This is a genomic window from Corynebacterium cystitidis, assembly GCF_900187295.1.
Classification (GTDB): Bacteria; Actinomycetota; Actinomycetes; order Mycobacteriales; family Mycobacteriaceae; genus Corynebacterium; species Corynebacterium cystitidis.
Genome location: NZ_LT906473.1, coordinates 52,812 through 72,390, shown reverse-complemented (window position 1 = coordinate 72,390; position 19,579 = coordinate 52,812). Strand labels below are relative to the sequence as shown.

The following is a 19,579-nucleotide window of genomic DNA, read 5'->3' as shown; positions in this document are numbered from 1 at the left end:
CGCAGTAGTGTCGGCTCAGTTGAACGTTTCTTATCCTATAATTATTTATAGCCTTGTCGAGTTTCATCGCAAAAGGAGATTGATGACCATGTCATTTCTTACTCAATCGCGCGGTCTTCGACACCTTTTTTGGTCCAATGCGGTGGCTCATGCTCAAAGGAAACCTCCTGTTGAAACTGATCGACCGATTTCTGTTGCGGTCGCTGCACTCAATAAGAGAATTCTTACCTCTCCGGTGTCGGCCACAATCGGGATGGTGATGAATGCTGTAGCGGAGCAACCTGTCGCGCTGGTGGACGGAGATGGCGTGAACCGGCCATTACATAGCATGCTTGGCTCTCGGGGCGAGGCCGATCTCGTTGGGTTGGTTCAGTCTCCGACAGAAAGCTTGCGCCGCGAGCATATTGAAAGATTTGTGGATAGTACTGGTGCGGTTCCACTGTTGACCACGTGGAGTGGCAGCCCTGGCACTATTCTGCCTGAGGTTCTCGATGCTGCCGTTACTCGTCTTTCTCATCGCTGGCCGGCAGTGGTCATTGACTTACCTTTCACGTGTCCTAGCGAGACCCTTTCGGCCGGCACCGCGTTGGCGAAGCATGTTGTGCTAGTAACAGACAAGCACCACGAGGGCCACGAGTGGCTCTACCGAGATGGGCACCAACTTTCAGAAGCTGCGCAAAACAAACGAGTGACCGTTGTGATGTATGGCGCGACTGCAGATACTGAGCTGCCACCCGATACGTGTGCCTTGCCTGTTGTGAATATGAATACACAGGCACGCGAGAAAATCACGCTACCAATTGATCCGGAATCGCTGAGCCTATACCACAAACTTTTATCTCACTTGTACCCAGCCGAGTGAGCTAGATAATTTTCGCTAAGTGGTTACCCAGTAGTAAGTAAAAACTCCTTGAGCTGCAAGAATTACCGGTATTATGGCAACCGATACGACGATGTCGACGGCAGAGAACACTCGAACAATTCGTGCTTCTTCTAGTTCATCGATCTCTTTCTGGCACCAGAAGATATAACCAATGCACAGGACGTATGTGACGATGCCTGCCACGATCCAGGAGCCGGCGTGTCCCCCCTGCCCTGATGTGAACCAGGGTTGACCGGATTCAATGGTTTCCCACCCGCGGGCACCCCACTGCGCTACAGACCCAGCTACAAGCACTAGACCGGCGCTTCCTGCAAGCATGAGTGGAATGATGATTCGTGCATCAGCAAAGCCATTTGTCCGCAGGATAAGCGTCAGGCTAAGCAAGAGGGCTACTGTCCCATGTTGCCAGAATGGGCTAGCTGCAAGCACAACAATGATAAGAAATGCGCTGGATACAGCCGCCCAGACGATTCCCCTACTCACTGCTTCACTGTGATGAGCTTTCTCAAGAATCAGTGAGCGTTCAATTTGTTCGCCTGTGTCATTGACTCTTAATAATTTTGCCAACCCTGTCGAGTTGATCGACACGGTTGGGGCGACAAGGAGCGCAAGAATGGGAAGCCATGCACCCCATGCCGATAGTGCATAGATATCAGCCCCCAAGGCTGTGCTGATCGCAGCAGTACCTGCAACTACGAAAACAATGAGACTTGCGGTTATGCTGGCAATTCCCTTCCCCGGCGTGCCACGGCCAGCGAGAAACGCAGCTAGGGAACTTAGCAGCGCCACTATTGAGATTAGCACTGTGACTCGAGTGTCTAGGGATACTGTATCTGTTTGCTGCCAGGTGATAGAGAGCCCGGCGATCGGCAGGCCTATCCCTAACCAACGCATCCATGCGTGGGGGCGCCACCAGGCAAGACCGGCTAGGAAAAGCGAGCTGAGGCCAAGGCAGCCGATGAGAAATCCTGCTGATTCGCTTCCTGGTTTGTCGAGGGCGAGTCCTGACAGAAGCCCGAACACGGCGATAAGGGTTGACGCTACGATGAGAAATCCTGTGGACCGCCCTTCGCCCGTCCACTGCAATTGGTTGGTGTCAACTGTGGCTCGTACTTCTGTAATCGCATCGTCGACAAATGGCGACCGGGCAGCTTCATGCCTGCTGGTTAGGTACAGCCTCTCTCCGTCTTTCACCCCGCGTTCATCTAGTGATTCGTGAGGGTCGATAACCCCGAGTGTGGGTGATGATAGAACCCACGTATGGGCTTCCGGGACTGACATTCCTGGACTGGTGCTGTCACTCTCACTCGACTGCTGGGACAGCAGGGAGACGATATCGTCAGTAATGTCCACCGTAGGGCGTTGTGAAGGCAGACTGACATCCAGTTGGCGTCCATCGTGAAATACGCTCACTCGTACAAACATCGCGCTCATGTGGACTATATTTGCACAAATAAATAGTAAAAGTGTTTTAGGGTTCTCAATAGACTTTGATTTTGCCGCCTAACTGTTGGGTATCGCTTGCCAGAAGAGAGATTATGAGTACGCAGATTGTTCACCGTCCCGCCCGGTTGCATCGGACGATCGCAGAGCAAGATCCGATCGCGGTTGCTCCTGTACCGACGATTAGCCAAAGTGGTCAGCGAGGCAACATCATGATGTTAATCATGCCGATTGTTGCCGGTACGGGCATGGTATTGATGATGTTTGCCTCGGGCAACCCGATTCGCATGGCTGTCGGTTCGGTTATGTTTGTTGCTGTTCTTGTCATGGCGATCGGCATGTTCATTCGTCGAAGTACTGGTTCCCGCAAGAAGGCGGAGGAAGATCGAGAGCGGTTCCTTGAGCATCTTGAGGAAGTGGAGGAGGAGGTGCGCAAAGTCGCGTTGGAGCAGCGTTCCGAGTCACTCTCGCGTAATCCACAGCCCCGGGCTTTGACGGATGTGGTGCGCGATCCTTACCGATTGTGGGAGCGTCGACGCGGGGATGAGGATTTTTTGGTTGCCAGGATTGGTACTGGCGTGGGCACGATGGCGCGGGGTCTACGCGTTCCTCCTGAGACGAATCCGCTCAACGTTGCTGAGCCTTTGGCCCAGGCGCATTTGGATCGGATGCGGCGGCGCACCTGCACGATTGAGCATTTACCGATTGCGATTCCGCTTCGTGGTTCTGTTTCTTTAGTTGGGTCGCCTGAGTTGACTTCGGAAGCTGTCCGCGCTCTTATTTCGCAGGTGTCAGTTTTTCATGCTCCGGACGATGTCCGGTTGCATCTTGCTCTCCCGCTGGCGGATGTTCATGATGATGCGCGCTGGGCGTTATGGCTTCCTCATTTGCTCAATCCGGACGAGTTCGATGGGCCGATTGGTAAGCGTGGAGTTTCTCATGATGCAGATTCAGCTACTTCGCTGATTAATGAAATTAATGCTCGCGCAACGGAGTTGAGTACTCGTTCCAAGCACCGGGTTACTCCTTTAGATAAACCGCATCTCATCGTTGTGGTGAATATGGATTCGGAGCATGGCCGTGATCTCGCAGACCGGATGAACTCAATTTTGTCTCTCGATGCCGCACGTATCACGTTGATTGCGACAGCTTCTGTTCAGCATAATGAGCCTTCGCACGTTGATGTGCGTGTTGTTGTTGACCAGAATCGTTCTTTTCGTGTCCAGTTGCTTGATCGCGGTGAGATCCGCGAGCCGAAAGAGGGGGCGGCTGGTTACGCTGAACGTGTGCTATACGGAGGCAATTCAGGGCTTATCGACGATGTCCCCTCTGGTACTGCGGAAGCGATAGCTCGTGCGGTTTCTCCTCTTCGTTTGGTAGAAGATGCAACCCCGGACGCTCCTCTCGAGCAAACTATTGGGCTGGACACCATGTTGGGTGTGGACGATTTTGCAACCTATCGCATCGATGAGGCCTGGGAGCCTCGCCCGATCAATGATTTTCTTAATGTTCCGTTTGGGCTCGGTGCGGATGGGGAACCGATCTATCTTGACATTAAGGAATCCGCTAAGGGTGGAATGGGGCCGCACGGGTTGTGTGTTGGTGCGACAGGTTCTGGTAAATCAGAGGTTTTGCGCACGCTCGTTCTCGCACAAGTGGTCTGCCATGCTCCAGACCAGCTTTCTTTGGTGCTTGTAGACTTTAAGGGTGGCGCAACGTTTGCAGGCTTGGAGCCTCTTCCACACACTGCAGCGATTGTGGACAATCTTGAAGACGGGGCAGGGTTGGTTGATCGCCTGCATGATGCGATTTTGGGCGAGATTCAGCGTCGCCAACGTGTGCTTCAAGAAGCTGGCAACTTGGCCAACGTTGGGGAGTACAACCAGTTGCGGGATGAGGGTGCTGATCTTGACCCTCTGCCGGTTTTGTTTGTGGTCATTGATGAGTTTGGTGAGCTTCTTGCTGCTAAACCTGAATTTATTGAGTTATTTGTCCAGATTGGTCGCATTGGACGCTCCATCGGCGTGCATCTCCTGCTTGCGTCCCAGCGTTTAGAGGAGGGGCGTCTCCGCGGCTTGGAGTCGTATCTTTCTTATCGCATTGGGTTGCGTACATTCTCTGCTGCTGAATCGCGGGCTGCGATTGGTGTGCCTGATGCCCACGACTTGCCCCCAATACCTGGTTCAGGGTTTTTGAAGGTGGACCCCGATCTCTTTGATCGTTTTAAGGCGGCGTATGTTTCTGGGCCGTATCTTTCCTCTGCTCAAAGTTCTGAACGCCAGCTCCCCCCTGTTCCCATGCCGTTGGGGTTGAGTAACACGACGGAACAGTGGCTCCATGACCGCCAGTTGGCTTTTGAGGCAGAATTGGAAAAACACTCTGAATCGACCCCCTCTACAACAACGCTCGATTTGGTTGTGTCACGCCTTTCTACAGCAGCTAAGAAAACTCGTCAGATTTGGCTTCCGCCTCTTCCTACTTCAGTGGATTTGATTCCGGCGCTCGGCGAGGTTGATTTGGATTCTATTGCTGGCCTGCATGCTCAGTCACATGGACATCTCGTGATTCCCATGGGTGTGAAAGACAAACCGTTGGAGCAATGGCAGGGACCTATGACCATTGATTTGTCTGGTTCAGGAGGCAATGTTGCGATTTTGGGTTCGCCCCAATCTGGCAAAACCACGGCTGTACGTACTCTTGTGACCGCGGCTGCGCTGACCCACCGCCCGACGGATGTGAATTTCTATCTTATTGACATGGCTGGGTCGCAGCTGAACTATTTGGAGGGATTGCCGCATGTTGGCGGTGTTGCTACGCGTTTCGACGAGAACAGGTTGCGCCGCACCGTCGCTGAAGTAACTATGTTCCTGCAGCAGCGAGAACAATTGTTTAGCAGTTATCAGATTTCTGGGGTCGACGAGATGCGAGAGCTGCATGCCCAGGGCAAACTTCCAGAGCTGCCTGCCGCTGATGTTATTTTGGTCGTCGACGGATGGTCAACCTTACGCAAAGATTACGACGATGTGGCTGACGCTGTGACTGAGTTGGCTCAGCGTGGCCTCGGGTTCGGGGTACATGTGATTTTCGTCTCCGGCCGGTGGGCAGACTTTCGGCTTCCTTTACAAGCGGTTATTGGTACTCGTTTGGAGTTCGAGCTCAACGATCCGATCGATTCATCAATGGGTAAAAAACCTGCCGAAGGCCTGAAAGGCCAGCCTCTCGGTCGGGTTCTCACTTCTGATTCTTTGTATAGTCAGGTCTGTCTGCCTTTTATCAATCAACCCATGGTTGTGCGTCAGCAGAATCCACTGGCAACTGTCAATGCTATTGCTGATGCTTGGCATGGGCGTTCCGCTCCTGTTGTGCGTATGTTGCCTGAACAAATTGATCAGGAGCAATTGCGCAGTACCCATCCAGATGCTCCCCCTGTTCTTCTTGGTCTTGCAGAAACAACCTTGGAGCCCGCCCATTTTGATCTTGAGGGCGATGAGCGCCATATTCTCATAGTGGGCGATTCTAAATCCGGCAAGACAACGACGTTACGGACCTTGATCGGTGAGATTATTCGCGACAAGGAGCCCGGCGATCTCATGTTTGGGGTGTGGGATTTGCGGCGTAATCTTCTTGGTGTCATTCCCGACCATTTCCTTGGGGGCTACGCCGGTACCCGCCCAGGTTGCGACACTTTGGCGAAGGCTATCGCTGAGGAATTAAAACGTCGGTTACCGGGCACGGGGGTGACAATTGAGCAGCTTCGCAACCGGTCGTGGTGGGAGGGGCCGGAAATCTATCTTGTGGTTGACGATATTGACATGATAGAGGGATCTGCGAACCCGCTTCGCCCGATCATTTCTTTCCTCCCGCAAGCTGCGGATATTGGCTTGCATGTGATTGTTGCTCGTCGCTCCTCGGGTATGGCGCGGGCTTCTTATGATCCTCTCATTCAGGGGATCAGGGAGGCTGGGGCTGCTGGAGTCTTGCTGTCAGGCGATCGTCAAGAGGGGGCAATCTATCCAAAGATTCACCTCAAGCCGTTGCCTCCTGGCCGTGCACAGTGGGTGCAGCGTTCAGGCCGGGTGGAGATGATTCAGGTTGGGTTTACCCCCGAAGAACACCCCCAGACCGACCCCACTCTCCCATAAGGCGGTTTGAATATCAAGGCTTTAGGTGGGTGATTGGTTACTTTGTGGAGAGTTTTCGGACGTTATATGTTGAACGCACAGGGTTTTCTTATGGCGCTTTTCTTGGTGGGCTATTACGCTAAGGGCTTGTTTAGGTAACTATCACACTTTTTATCAACCTTATTTCCGTTAGCCTGTCGCCCATTGTGGTGGTTGCGGGGAAGGAGTTTAAAAAGACGATGAAATCAGGAGAAGGTAGTTCTGATATCTCACGGTCGTCTTTGCCGGAGTCGTCTGGTGTGCCGTTGGTGAGGTTTCATCCTGATGCGCCTCGGCCACCGTTTTTGTGGTCGGCGCAGCTTCCTGTGACGTGGCGTGTGATTGATACTCATCCTGCTCAGTGGCGGTTGACGGTTGAGCGTGTGGCTGATGATTATCTTGGTGGGGTTCGTTTGTCGTCGGCCCAGAAGCGTGCGGTGAAGCAGCAGTTAGAGCAGGTTGTTCAGCAGTGCCAGAAGGCTGGTGTTCTTGTGGCGTTGGTACTGCCTGGTGTTGTTGGCGAGGATGTTTCTGCTGCGACGTTGTTGTTTCGGTGGGTGGATTCTTCTCCTGCACCGGCAAGTATTGTGGCGGCTGAGCGGCAGCTTCAGGGTAAGGCACCGGTGGTGGAGTCGACTGGGCGTGGTGATAGTTTTGTGTTTGCGTCGATGACTGGGCAGGTCGGGCCTGTGTCGAATCGTCGGACGGCGTATACGTATCAAGCGTTGTTGCCTGTTGCTGGTACGTCGTGGACGTTGATGGTGTCAGGTTCAGCGCCGAGTCAGGACACCGGTGAGATTGTTGCTGATGTTGTGCGCCGGGTGGTTGCCAGTGTGCGTCCGTATCCGGATACGGTCGGTGAAACGCTTTTCGACGATGCTGGCGCTACTGACGCTGCTGACGGTGCTGACGGTGCTGGTGTGGGGCAGGATTCTGATTCTTATATCGCGTTGATTACTGGTGATGGGGTGTTTAAGTAAATTGTCATCTGATTATTGGAATGTGCCGTTGGCTGATCTTGAGGCGATTCAGACCAGTCTTGATGCGATGGCGCAGACGCTTCGCGGCGTTGAGGATGGTGCTTATGGCATTGATGGTCCTGATGATATTTTTGGCGGTGAGATGGTGGCTGCGGTTGAGGAGTTTTTCGCTGATTGGAAAGGTTCCCGGCGTGTTTTGATTGACAATATCAACACGATGGGCACTGTTTCTGGTGAAATTGCCTCAGCGGTTCGGCAGTTTGATACTGAGACTGCCTCAGGACTAAGCCAGATGGGTGCCCAGCTTCGTGGTGAGGGGCAGCAAGAGTGATGGCGGATCATTTTTCGTTGAGTACTGGCGATAGTACTGATTCAGCGGCCAAGATTTTGCATGTTCAGGAAAGGATTCGTGAGACGTTAGATGATATTGAGCAGTCGTTGACTGATCTTCAGCCGTATTGGGAGGCATCTGAGTCGGATCTGTATCAGCAGATAATGGCGTCGTGGGTTGAGGGTGCTGAGGGGTTGCGTGGTGTGTTGACTGATGTGCGGTCCGCGTTGGTGACCACGCGTGATGGTAACTCTGAATTACGAACCGCGATCCAAGACATTTTAAATAAAACAACGTGATCCTCACCATCATCACTTGTCATCTCTGTACTTCAGGTTTTCTGTGTGCTTAAGGTGAGGGGTCGGAAATCCCTCACTGTGTTTTGTCCGTGTGGTTCTGTGTTTTGTTAGCTGGTGTCCTGAAAGAGTTTTTGTTGTTTGGATACCTGATCATATGTAAAGGAATGAATTGTCATGTCACAGTCAGACAATATGTCAGTTGAGCATTCAGCTGTTTCTAGTCATGTGTCTTCTCTGCAGAATAATTTCGAGCAGTTGAACACTCAGTCCGATCAGTTTCTGTCTGCTATTGAGCCTTTGAAGGCGTCGTGGAAGGGTACTTCTGTTGATGCGTGGAACAATATGACTGAGGCTTGGAACGATAATATGGAGCAGGTCAAGTCTGCGCTTGAACAGTTGACGGGCCGTGTGGAGCAGGCTGGTAAGGACTACCAGGCAGGTGAAGAAGAGCAGACCTCGACGTTGCAGCAGCGTTTTGCGGGCATGGATTTCCAGTCCGGCCCGATCTTGTAATCCGCTTTCACTGCACTACGTACTACCTCAATGAATGACGACTAGAAGGAGACTTTATTATGTCTGTGTATTCCTATAAGCGTTCGGTTGCTGAATCTGCTAGCGAGGAATTGAATTCTGTGATGAATGCGATCGAATCGACGTTGTCGGAGATGGATTCGGATATTCAAAAACTTGCTGGTGATTGGGAGGGCTCGGAGCAGGAAACCTACCAAGGCATCCACGGTAAGTGGTCGTCGGCTGCGAATAATTTGAAGTCGATTTTAGGCCAGATCCGTGGTGCTCTTGATGAAAATACTGCTGCTGTGTCAGAAACCCGCGGCCGTGTGGCTAGCTCACTAGCTGGGGAATAACCCCTGGGCGTTCGTTGTTGTTTGTGCTGATCACCACAGGTCATGCTGATTCTGTGGTGTCGGTGCTGGTAAAGGGATGTCGTTTTTATGCCTGCTATTACTCTTGGCCCATTTGAGGGATACCGGTTACAGCATTTCCATATTGGTGGCAGCGTTAATGCGTTGTTGGGTTCTGCGCGCCGGTGGTCGACGTTTGCTGATCATGCTACAGAGACAGCAAGCATGCTGCGTGGTATTGATGATGGTGGTTTTGTTGGAACTGAAGGTGATCGTTACCGCCAGTTACTGAACGCGGATTTCCCTCAGCAGTTACAAACCACCGCTGATGCACATGCCGGTCTGGCGCGTGCTTTAGAAACGTATGCAGGCCAGCTGCAGGCACGGTTGATAGAAATGGCTGGTATTCGTTTTACTGCGTTGACCAACCATACGGCGGTTAATTCGACTGCCCAGGAAGTGTATGCGGCGGAAGCAGCAGTAGTAGCAGCACCTGATGCGGCATCGAAAGCTGCAGCAATCACCGCCCTCGGTATCGCCCAAGCCGCCCACGATGCTGCTGTTGCGGCGTGGGAAGGCAGTGTTTCTGCCGGTGAAAATCTGAAAGCATCCTTTGGTGACCAAGTATCACAACGTGTGGCTGATATCGCTGCCCAGGCACGTGAAGCGTTCGAAGAAAACCCGAATATTTTCGAATCGGCCTGGGACGCGATTAAAGACTTTGTTCATGAACACGCCGATATCCTCAAAATCATCTCTGACGCACTACAGCTGATCGGCGGGATTTTGATGTTCATCCCCGGGCTACAAGGTTTGGGGATCTTGTTAACTGCTGTGGGCGTTGGTTTGAAAGGTTTGCTGGCACTGTGTGGAGAGGTCAGTTGGGCGGAATTCGCGTTTGATTTGTTAACCAGTGGTGCTGTTGGAGGGTTGGCAGGATTAGCCAGGGCCGGAAAACTAGGCAATCTTGGCAGCCGCGCCATCAAAGGTATTGACGGGGCAATGGATGGTGTCCGTGCCAGTGCGTCTGCTGTGAAAAACGCGATGAAAGCCGGTGCTGATAACGTCGCGATGAAACTTGCTGACGGAGCGTCGCATGCATTCGGTGAAGCTGGCCAGCAGATTGCCAATAAAGCCTACAAAAAGATCACCCGTGGCAGCGAGATCTGTTTTGCGGCAGAACCGGTGGATATGGCCACCGGAAATATGGTTGATTTCGTTGAAGATATCCGTATTTCCGGTACGTTGCCGTTGGTTGTTGACCGTAACGCTAATACCGCCCACCAGCTAGGCCGGGCACTGGGCCCACGGTGGGTCTCGACGATGGATACCCATATCGAAGTCCTTGCTGATGAGGTCTTGATGGTAGCGCCTGACGGTGCACTGCTAACCTTCCCGCCGGCACCGGAAGATGGCTCTGAAGTCCGTGGTGATGGCCGGGGGTGGTTATTGTCCTATGGTGATGGCACCTACCGGGTACGAAACATTACTGCAGGCCTCACATACGAGTTTGCGGTCTACGACACCACCGACGAACTCGATGACCCTACCTCACCACAACGCGAGGATACCTCCCCCGCGTTGAACCGGTCTCATATCGGGATCGGGATTCCACCGAACTCGGTGGCTGATCGTTTCGATGTCGGCATCGAAATCGGCCTGTCAGCCCAAATCCATCACACTGGTCACCGCATCGACTACGTCTGGGATAACGCGACTGGCCATATGACCTCAATGGTGCGCTCAGATGACACACGCCTAGATATCACCTGGGATGACGCAGCCAACCGAGTAGCAAGTATCTGGGTATCAAACCCGACCACCCACCCCGAGAATGATCCCCAGCGTTTAATCTCCTACCAGTACGACACTACAGGGCAGTTAATCCGTGTGATCAACTCCCATGCTGGTGTGCTGCGCTACCACTACGACAACCAGGCCCGTCCTTGTGGGTGGACAGACCGCAATGGGGCGTCCTACTACTACCGCTTCGATGACCACGGCCGAGTCACCGCCCAGGTCGGCACAGGCGGAATGTTTCCGAATATTTTGTACTGGGGTGACGATACCGGAGATGATGCGCCCCTTGGCGGCCAGGTCTGTGTGTTGATTGAAACGGCTGCACCTTTCCCACAGGATCCTCTTGCACTCGGTGATGATGTTGTCGAGGACTATATGGAGCGGCTGCATCAATTGCCGCTGTATCAGGCGCTTGTCGACGGCGGCCTTGACGCTGCGGGCCTAACTGGGCGGGGCCGGTGTGGTGGCCGTGATGAGCAGTCCTGGACTGTACCTGAGGAGTGGCTTCACGACGAAGTACTAGGCGATATCCGCCCGACCGTCTATCGCTCGACGATCTCTGGGGACGTGTGGCGCATTATTACACCTGAAGGTGGTGTTGAGGACCGTGAATATAACGACTACCACCAGATCACCACACGGATTAGTGCTGCCGGTGCGGTGACGCGCACGGACTATAACGATGATGGGCTAGTAGTTGCCACGGTCTATCCTGATGGCACCACGACCTATGTTGAACCTGGTGCGTGGGGTGTACCCGTGCGTGTTGTCGGCCGTAACGGCCAGTCCACCGAGTATGAGGTCGATGCTTTCGGCATGACCACCGCCATCACCGATCCTTCCGGGGCACGCACCACCATTGAGTACGAGATTCGCCCCACCGGTGCGGTGATCACGTCAACCACCACCCCAGATGGGCACACCAGCCTTGTTGAGTGTGATAATGCTGGGCGTGAGCTTGTGGTGACTGACCCGGCTGGCAGGCGCACCAGCTTTGAACGTGACGTGCGTGGGTTAGTTGGCTTATCCATGGACCCAGCAGGCAATACCACCACCATTGACTACACCCCCGAGGGCTGGCCCACCCTAGTAACCAACCCGGATGGGACAACGATCACCGCAACCTATGATGGTGAAGGCAACCAACTAACACTCACCAACGAGTGTGGGGCAACAACCACTACTGAGTACACAGTCTTTGACAAACCCGTGGCTACCACCGATGCAACCGGCGCAGTGACCAGGCTTGCCTACAACACGCAGATGCAACCCGTCGCGTTGACCAACGAGGACGAACACACCTGGAACTATGAGTATGATCTCGATGGGATGATCACCCGCGAGACGGACTACAACGGAATTACCACCGACACCACCCTCACCCCTGATGGGTTGATCAGCCGGGTCACCACCCCAGCAGGCATGACCACCATTACTCGTAATGTGTTGGGCTTGACGGAAACAATTGTGGATGGTTCCGGTACGACGACCTATGGCTATGACGAGCTGGGGCGTGTGACCACGATCACGAACCCGCATACAACGATTACGTATGACCGGGATGAGTACGGGCGTGTCACCGCAGAAACCGTCACCCTGGCCTCAGGTGAGTCCACAACCAGTGCTATAGATCTGACTCCAGCGGGGTTGGTGGCATCACAACATCTCAGCCTGCCCAGTGCCGATACCATCACCACCACTTTTACTCGTAACAGTGTTGGTGAAGTATCCTCCTCCCAGATCACCCACAGGGTCCATCGGTCTGAGGTCCCAGTCACCATAGCGGATCTGACTTATAGTCGTGGTAGTCGCGGCCAGCGAAACAAGATCACCACAGGGGCGTTGGTACGTTCGTTTGATCATGATGTTCGTGGCCGGATCACTACTGATCACACCACACGACTCACCACCAGCACCGAGACCATTACTGGTACTGGTGCGGGTCTAGAAGAGATTGCAGGACGTGACTTTACCTGGCGTGCAGATAGTGCCCTGATAGGTATTGTTGACCAGTTGCGTGGGACCACAAGTTTTGATGTTGACCCCCTCGGACGCGTCACAAGTGTGACCCGGGACAAGACACGTACCACCACACCATCACGACCTCCTGGAGCCGGGAATCTGCAGGACAATGATCCGGGACACACAACTAACCCACCAGGTAGCACTGGTCAAGAAACTGTCATGACTGAGTCCTATGGGTTCAGTCCTGCGGGTGTGTTGAGCTCTATTGCTACACCAACAATAAGCACGTCGTCTGGTGCGGTCGCACCGGCAGCGACTTCAGTAGCCCCAGCCCAGACTGCGGCTACAGCAACGGCGGATGCCCAGGTTGATTTCCAGGGCACCATGCCTGTTCGGGTGGGGCGTACCACCTACACCTACGACAAGGCAGGACGAGTCACCCACACAGTAACCAAACGTGTGAGTAAGAAACCGCTGGTGAAGCACTTCTACTACACCACCAGTGGCCAACCTATTGGGTTCGACACCTCCGATGAACCTGGTGTGGGCTATCGCTATATCTATGATGGACTGGATCGTCGTGTAGCAAAAGAACGCGTCGACACCACCACCGGGCGGGTGCTGGCTCGTATGGTGTTTGCCCATCGCGGTAACCAACTCGCTGCCCAACAGGCCACCCTTGGGCCCGATCGTGGGACTGGGTATGTGTGGACCCATGATCCGGCGAGTGGTGAGATCATCGGCCAGATCACCCTGACCGGCACCCACACACATCACCCGACCACCATCACCAACACAGACGCTACTCCTGGTGATGTGCGTGACTGGGATCAAGACCGGGTGGATGCGGAATTCTTCGCTCTTGTTGCTGATCTGGCGGGCGCACCACACGAGATTATAGATCCAGCTACCGGTGATGTGGTCGGACAGTCGTCACAGACGTTATACGGTAAACGTGTCTGGAGAGGTCACCAGTCCTCACCACTGTTGTTTGCGGGCCAGTACTACGACGATGAGTCAGGCTGGGCATACAACCGGTACCGCTACTACCATCCTGATGCTGGTGTCTATAATGCCCAAGACCCCTTAGGGGCCGCACCCCGTATCGCTAGCGCCCAAGGATACGTCAACCACCCAGCACATTGGGTCGATGTTTTAGGGCTGAAGGCTCATGGTGTGGGCAAGCACCTTGATCCGAAAGCACAGCATCCCGATTTTCCTGGCAGAAACGTCGATGGCACTTTCCGAGGTGAAAATGGTGCAGCAGCCAACGGTCGACGAGCTCATGACTCCTATTCAGGTTTCATGCAGAACCAAGGTTATGAAGTGAATCGTCAACTCCCCGGTGATACTCGACTTCGACCGGATGCGTATGCTATTGATGACAATGGTTTTATAACCGAGATCCGAGAGCTAAAGCCAGATACAGCGTCAGGACATCGAAGAAGTGGGCCTCAACTCAATCGATATTCTGAATATGCACAGCAATATAACGCGGGTCGTGCGGCTGATACTGGCTTGCCAGCGCCAACAGTTCGGACCTTTGCTGATTGGTACACTCCTTGAGACTAAGGTGGGAACGTATTAATGAGTTCTATTGGTGAATTTCGCCGAGTTTTGATCAACGCCGCTAATGCATCTTGGACGCGGATAGGTCGCAAGATGATGTGGTACTGCCAACCAGGCGACGTTGTTTTTCTTCTAATCCTGGAAAGAAAAAATGACGAACATTACTTCGAACTCACTCTTCGCTACGCACTACGGGAATGGATCGGCGACGATCTAGTCGCCACTCAATGTGGAGCCATTGCTCCTTTCCGTAGGCTCGTCAACAAGCACGATTTGGAACTGGTAGCTCACTATCCCGGCAACGAAAAGAACTTCGAATCCCTCCTGTTCGACAGCATGACCGGAAATGATCGCTTTACTCGGCTCTGCCGAGAGTCTTACCCCGATATGACTAACCTTGACAAACGCGCTGCCGATCTCACAGGATACTTCGCGGCTCTACACAAAGCCCTAGAGCCCTTAAGAACCTTATCCGACATCAAAGAAACCTTCGGACTACAAATCGACGAAGACTTTTGGGCCGGAATCCGAGACCGAGTACAACACTGCGATACAACCGCAGCCCACGGCTAACACCGGCCACAACACCAAAGCCTGCGCAGCAATAAAAGGCCGTAGTCTTCATCTGGAAGGAAAACGTCTATGGGCACAGAGAACATCATCATCCACATCCCAGAAACACCAGTACCACCACAACACGTCTACGACTGGGTCCTTACTGCTCGAGAAACAACACCGATCAACACACGACGCATCACTAGCATCCATTACGCAGTTAATGCTGCGTTACACTCCGATGGCATCCCCGTCGACACAACAGGCGACAACTGCCTAATCATCCAAGACTACGACGAGACAATCCCCGCAACACTGACAGCAATCGAACCCGCCCTGACAGCAACCGCAGCACTTGTGATCCTTGAAATAAAACACCTTGTTTGGCGATTCGGTGATGCAACCACCGACTACTCCCTGTCCACGTCCGAATATCATGCCGGATCGGCAAGTACCGCTGGAATCCCTCAATGGCTTGACTACATCACCCACACTGCCGAAACTTCCGCACAGTTTGGAATAGGGTCTATCCCCTACGACTTCCTGCTCATCGAGTCCAACACCAAACCCCAAACCTACATCCAGTGCTATTACGACCCCACCACCACCAACTATCAGGTAGAGATGCGACTAGGCAACGCCGACAAACATTACACACGCATCCTCGAGAATCGCGATAAAGCAACTGCCGTAATCCGCGACTGGATGACCGGTACCGACCGTGATGCTACCGGTTGGGAGAAGATGAGCTGGAACTAAACAGGCCCGTCCTTGTGGGTGGACAGACCGCAATGGGGCGTCCTACTACTACCGCTTCGATGACCACGGCCGAGTCACCGCCCAGGTCGGCACAGGCGGAATGTTTCCGAATATTTTGTACTGGGGTGACGATACCGGAGACGATGCGCCCCTTGGCGGCCAGGTCTGTGTGTTGATTGAAACGGCTGCACCTTTCCCACAGGATCCTCTTGCTATCGGCGATGACATTATCGACGACTACCTCAACCGCTTGTATCAACTGCCGCTGTACCAAGCACTCGTTGACGGTGGCCTTGAAGCAGCAGGCCTGACCGGACGCGGCCGCACAGGCCAGCGTGACGACAGTACCTGGACTGTCCCCGACGCATGGCTTCACGACGAAGTACTCGGCGATATCCGCCCCACTGTTTACCGCTCAACGCTCTCTGGGGACGTGTGGCGCATTATTACACCTGAAGGTGGTGTTGAGGACCGTGAATATAACGACTACCACCAGATCGTGACACGAACAACCAGTGCCGGTGCTACCACCCGTACTGACTACAACGATGATGGGTTGCCGGTTGCTACCTACTTCCCGGATGGTACTGATACCCATATTGAACCTGGTGCGTGGGGTGTACCCGTGCGTGTTGTCGGCCGTAACGGCCAGTCCACCGAGTATGAGGTCGATGCTTTCGGCATGACCACCGCCATCACCGATCCTTCCGGGGCACGCACCACCATTGAGTACGAGATCCGCCCTACCGGTGCGGTGATCACCTCAACCACCACCCCAGATGGGCACACCAGCCTTGTTGAGTGTGATAATGCCGGCCGTGAGCTGGCGGTGACTGATCCAGCTGGCAGACGCACCAGCTTTGAACGTGACGTGCGTGGGTTAGTTGGCTTATCCATGGACCCAGCAGGCAATACCACCACCATTGACTACACCCCCGAGGGCTGGCCCACCCTAGTAACCAACCCGGATGGGACAACGATCACCGCAACCTATGATGGTGAAGGCAACCAACTAACACTCACCAACGAGTGTGGGGCAACAACCACTACTGAGTACACAGTCTTTGACAAACCCGTGGCTACCACCGATGCAACCGGCGCAGTGACCAGGCTTGCCTACAACACGCAGATGCAACCCGTCGCGTTGACCAACGAGGACGAACACACCTGGAGCTATGAATACGATCTTGATGGGATGATTGTCCGTGAGGTGGACTACAACGGAATTACCACCGACACCACCCTCACCCCGGATGGGTTGATCAGCCGGGTCACCACCCCAGCAGGCATGACCACCATTACTCGTAATGTGTTGGGCTTGACGGAAACAATTGTGGATGGTTCCGGTACGACGACCTATGGCTATGACGAGCTGGGGCGTGTGACCACGATCACGAACCCGCATACAACGATTACGTATGACCGGGATGAGTACGGGCGTGTCACCGCAGAAACCGTCACCCTGGCCTCAGGTGAGTCCACAACCAGTGCTATAGATCTGACTCCAGCGGGGTTGGTGGCATCACAACATCTCAGCCTGCCCAGTGCCGATACCATCACCACCACTTTTACTCGTAACAGTGTTGGTGAAGTATCCTCCTCCCAGATCACCCACAGGGTCCATCGGTCTGAGGTCCCAGTCACCATAGCGGATCTGACTTATAGTCGTGGTAGTCGCGGCCAGCGAAACAAGATCACCACAGGGGCGTTGGTACGTTCGTTTGATCATGATGTTCGTGGCCGGATCACTACTGATCACACCACACGACTCACCACCAGCACCGAGACCATTACTGGTACTGGTGCGGGTCTAGAAGAGATTGCAGGACGTGACTTTACCTGGCGTGCAGATAGTGCCCTGATAGGTATTGTTGACCAGTTGCGTGGGACCACAAGTTTTGATGTTGACCCCCTCGGACGCGTCACAAGTGTGACCCGGGACAAGACACGTACCACCACACCATCACGACCTCCTGGAGCCGGGAATCTGCAGGACAATGATCCGGGACACACAACTAACCCACCAGGTAACACTGGTCAAGAAACTGTCATGACTGAGTCCTATGGGTTCAGTCCTGCGGGTGTGTTGAACTCTATTGCTACACCAATGATGGGCACTTCTTCCGGTGCGGCTCCGGCATCCACTGTGGCCCCGGCACGCACAGCGGCGACAGCGGCAGCAGATGCCCAGGTTGATTTCCAGGGCACCATGCCTGTTCGGGTGGGGCGTACTACTTACACTTATGACAAGGCCGGGCGAGTCACCCAGACAGTAACCAAACGTGTGAGTAAGAAACCGCTGGTGAAGCACTTCTACTACACCACCAGTGGCCAACCTATTGGGTTCGACACCTCCGATGAACCTGGTGTGGGCTATCGCTATATCTATGATGGACTGGATCGTCGTGTAGCAAAAGAACGCGTCGACACCACCACCGGGCGGGTGCTGGCTCGTATGGTGTTTGCCCATCGCGGTAACCAACTCGCTGCCCAACAGGCCACCCTTGGGCCCGATCGTGGGACTGGGTATGTGTGGACCCATGATCCGGCGAGTGGTGAGATCATCGGCCAGATCACCCTGACTAGCACCGAAACGGTTGCAGCAGATACCGGTGGTAGGATTGCTGATCCTGGTGATGTACGTGGCTGGGATCAAGAGCGGGTCGATGCGGAATTCTTCGCTCTTGTTGCTGATCTAGCAGGCGCACCACACGAGATTATTGATCCAGTTACAGGTGATGTCGTCGGACACACAAACCAGACGTTGTACGGTAAACGCACCTGGCACGGTGAGCAGTCCTCACCACTGTTGTTTACAGGGCAGTACTACGACGATGAATCCGGGTGGGCATACAACCGTTTCCGGTATTATCATCCTGATGCTGGTGTCTATAATGCCCAAGACCCCTTAGGAGCCGGACCCCGCATAGCCAGCGCCCAAGGATACGTCAACCACCCAGCACACTGGGTAGACATTTTAGGTTTGATGGCACACACGGCGAATGTCCAGAAGGTCAATGGGCGTAATCCCATCAACTCCCGTTTTGCTGGGCGCGAAAAGCCTTTGAGCCAGAAAGGCATCGACGCCGTTATGGCTGAGCCTGATGTATACGCGAAGTTGCCCAAAAATAGCGCTGGAGATCCTGTAATTCCATTTAATGATCGTGGATTCCCAGAGTTCGATAGTGTTGTCGTAGAACTACCTGCAACGGCAGATGGGGCTACTTCTGTTACCCGCGGTGACTTTACTTTGCCGAGTGAACTCCACGAATCGACTGTCTATCAGCAAGAGAAGTGGTTGGATAGCCAGATGGGCATCACTGCCGAACAACGTAGTGCAAAAGGATGGACCTGGCATCATCACGAGGATCTGGGTAGGATGCAGCTGGTACCGTCGAGTGTTCATGGTGATGTTCGACATACTGGTGGTTGGGCGATTTGGGGAGGAGGCAAGCGATGAGTGTTGCTAAGGATGGTGCTGATCTTTTTTGGGTGGTGGGTGAGCCTGCGTCTGAGGAGCGGCTTGATGAGATTAATGCCAATCTTGATGTTGTTTTACCTGATGCGATGAGGCAGTTTATTTCCACGTATGGTGGGGGTCACCTCGATGAGAAATATAGCTTTATTGATGGTGTGTCTTTTGCCAAGGGGACATCGTTTGAGTTTGTGAAAACGTTGTATGGCAACGGGCGCGATGAGACAGGGCGTCATGATTTTAATTTAGATGACGAGGCTGATTATATTGCTCGGACGTGGAAGTTACCGGCTTGGGGTATCTTGATTGGGCTTGCGGAGCAGGAAGTGCACACTCCTCTTTTGTACAACGTGTCTAACCCGGATTTTCCTGTGGGAAGTATTGTGTATGTGAATCTTGAGTCTGATGAGCAGTCCGTGATGGCGGACTCAGCAAAGGAGTTTTATGCTGCTGTGGTGGCTGCGACTGCTCCACCGATTGATTTGTCATGATTGTTT

13 protein-coding genes are annotated in these 19,579 nt (G+C 53.7%); 12 read left to right on the top strand and 1 reads right to left on the bottom strand.

The genetic code is table 11. The features are described 5' to 3' along the window. Positions 1–88 precede the first annotated feature (88 nt). The gene (locus CKV99_RS00350) at positions 89–862 is read left to right on the top strand and encodes a CpsD/CapB family tyrosine-protein kinase (protein WP_143063491.1); all 774 of its coding nucleotides are present in this window, start codon (positions 89–91) and stop codon (positions 860–862) included. A 15-nt stretch (positions 863–877) separates the two neighbouring features. On the opposite strand, the gene CKV99_RS00345 is transcribed toward CKV99_RS00350, so the two are convergent. Next, on the bottom strand, positions 878–2,317 hold the full coding sequence (locus CKV99_RS00345) for an EsaB/YukD family protein (protein ID WP_092260976.1): 1,440 nt from the start codon (positions 2,315–2,317) through the stop codon (positions 878–880). A 104-nt stretch (positions 2,318–2,421) separates the two neighbouring features. On the opposite strand from CKV99_RS00345, the gene eccCa reads away from it, so the two are divergent. The 11 genes from eccCa to CKV99_RS00290 all read left to right on the top strand — a co-directional run bounded on the left by eccCa (position 2,422) and on the right by CKV99_RS00290 (position 19,573). Further along, complete coding sequence (gene eccCa, locus CKV99_RS00340) at positions 2,422–6,468, top strand: type VII secretion protein EccCa (protein ID WP_092260974.1); 4,047 nt, start codon at positions 2,422–2,424, stop codon at positions 6,466–6,468. 218 nt (positions 6,469–6,686) lie between these two features. After that, positions 6,687–7,466 carry a hypothetical protein gene (locus tag CKV99_RS00335; RefSeq protein ID WP_092260972.1) on the top strand — a complete coding sequence of 260 codons (780 nt, stop codon included), beginning with the start codon at positions 6,687–6,689 and terminating at the stop codon, positions 7,464–7,466. 1 nt (position 7,467) lies between these two features. Next, positions 7,468–7,797 carry a hypothetical protein gene (locus CKV99_RS00330; RefSeq protein WP_143063490.1) on the top strand — a complete coding sequence of 110 codons (330 nt, stop codon included), beginning with the start codon at positions 7,468–7,470 and terminating at the stop codon, positions 7,795–7,797. After that, on the top strand, positions 7,797–8,096 hold the full coding sequence (locus CKV99_RS00325) for a WXG100 family type VII secretion target (RefSeq protein ID WP_092260968.1): 300 nt from the start codon (positions 7,797–7,799) through the stop codon (positions 8,094–8,096). The genes CKV99_RS00330 and CKV99_RS00325 overlap by 1 nt, the downstream gene beginning before the upstream one ends. Positions 8,097–8,270: 174 nt before the next feature. Beyond that, the gene (locus tag CKV99_RS00320; protein ID WP_092260966.1) at positions 8,271–8,609 is read left to right on the top strand and encodes a WXG100 family type VII secretion target; all 339 of its coding nucleotides are present in this window, start codon (positions 8,271–8,273) and stop codon (positions 8,607–8,609) included. A gap of 59 nt (positions 8,610–8,668) precedes the next feature. After that, positions 8,669–8,962, top strand: coding sequence for a WXG100 family type VII secretion target (locus CKV99_RS00315; protein WP_092260964.1), 294 nt, complete (start codon positions 8,669–8,671; stop codon positions 8,960–8,962). Between the two features lie 87 nt (positions 8,963–9,049). Continuing rightward, positions 9,050–14,290, top strand: coding sequence for a DUF6531 domain-containing protein (locus tag CKV99_RS00310; protein ID WP_095114635.1), 5,241 nt, complete (start codon positions 9,050–9,052; stop codon positions 14,288–14,290). Positions 14,291–14,311: 21 nt separating this feature from the next. Beyond that, complete coding sequence (locus tag CKV99_RS00305; protein ID WP_092261181.1) at positions 14,312–14,866, top strand: hypothetical protein; 555 nt, start codon at positions 14,312–14,314, stop codon at positions 14,864–14,866. A gap of 69 nt (positions 14,867–14,935) precedes the next feature. Then, on the top strand, positions 14,936–15,607 hold the full coding sequence (locus CKV99_RS00300; RefSeq protein WP_092261182.1) for a hypothetical protein: 672 nt from the start codon (positions 14,936–14,938) through the stop codon (positions 15,605–15,607). A 100-nt stretch (positions 15,608–15,707) separates the two neighbouring features. Beyond that, a complete protein-coding gene (locus CKV99_RS00295; protein WP_095114634.1) occupies positions 15,708–19,067 on the top strand; it encodes an HNH endonuclease in 3,360 nt (1,119 codons plus the stop codon). Next, positions 19,064–19,573: an SMI1/KNR4 family protein gene (locus CKV99_RS00290; RefSeq protein WP_092261119.1), complete on the top strand. Its 510-nt coding sequence runs from the start codon at positions 19,064–19,066 to the stop codon at positions 19,571–19,573. The genes CKV99_RS00295 and CKV99_RS00290 overlap by 4 nt, the downstream gene beginning before the upstream one ends. The last annotated feature ends 6 nt before the right edge of the window (positions 19,574–19,579 follow it).

What these genes read in the sequence shown, in the direction of transcription:
- CKV99_RS00350 (WP_143063491.1), top strand. Translation starts at nt 89, where the DNA reads ATGTCATTTCTTACTCAATCGCGCGGTCTTCGACACCTTTTTTGGTCC.
- CKV99_RS00345 (WP_092260976.1), bottom strand. Translation starts at nt 2,317, where the DNA reads ATGAGCGCGATGTTTGTACGAGTGAGCGTATTTCACGATGGACGCCAA.
- eccCa (WP_092260974.1), top strand. Translation starts at nt 2,422, where the DNA reads ATGAGTACGCAGATTGTTCACCGTCCCGCCCGGTTGCATCGGACGATC.
- CKV99_RS00335 (WP_092260972.1), top strand. Translation starts at nt 6,687, where the DNA reads ATGAAATCAGGAGAAGGTAGTTCTGATATCTCACGGTCGTCTTTGCCG.
- CKV99_RS00325 (WP_092260968.1), top strand. Translation starts at nt 7,797, where the DNA reads ATGGCGGATCATTTTTCGTTGAGTACTGGCGATAGTACTGATTCAGCG.
- CKV99_RS00320 (WP_092260966.1), top strand. Translation starts at nt 8,271, where the DNA reads ATGTCACAGTCAGACAATATGTCAGTTGAGCATTCAGCTGTTTCTAGT.
- CKV99_RS00315 (WP_092260964.1), top strand. Translation starts at nt 8,669, where the DNA reads ATGTCTGTGTATTCCTATAAGCGTTCGGTTGCTGAATCTGCTAGCGAG.
- CKV99_RS00310 (WP_095114635.1), top strand. Translation starts at nt 9,050, where the DNA reads ATGCCTGCTATTACTCTTGGCCCATTTGAGGGATACCGGTTACAGCAT.
- CKV99_RS00305 (WP_092261181.1), top strand. Translation starts at nt 14,312, where the DNA reads ATGAGTTCTATTGGTGAATTTCGCCGAGTTTTGATCAACGCCGCTAAT.
- CKV99_RS00300 (WP_092261182.1), top strand. Translation starts at nt 14,936, where the DNA reads ATGGGCACAGAGAACATCATCATCCACATCCCAGAAACACCAGTACCA.
- CKV99_RS00295 (WP_095114634.1), top strand. Translation starts at nt 15,708, where the DNA reads ATGTTTCCGAATATTTTGTACTGGGGTGACGATACCGGAGACGATGCG.
- CKV99_RS00290 (WP_092261119.1), top strand. Translation starts at nt 19,064, where the DNA reads ATGAGTGTTGCTAAGGATGGTGCTGATCTTTTTTGGGTGGTGGGTGAG.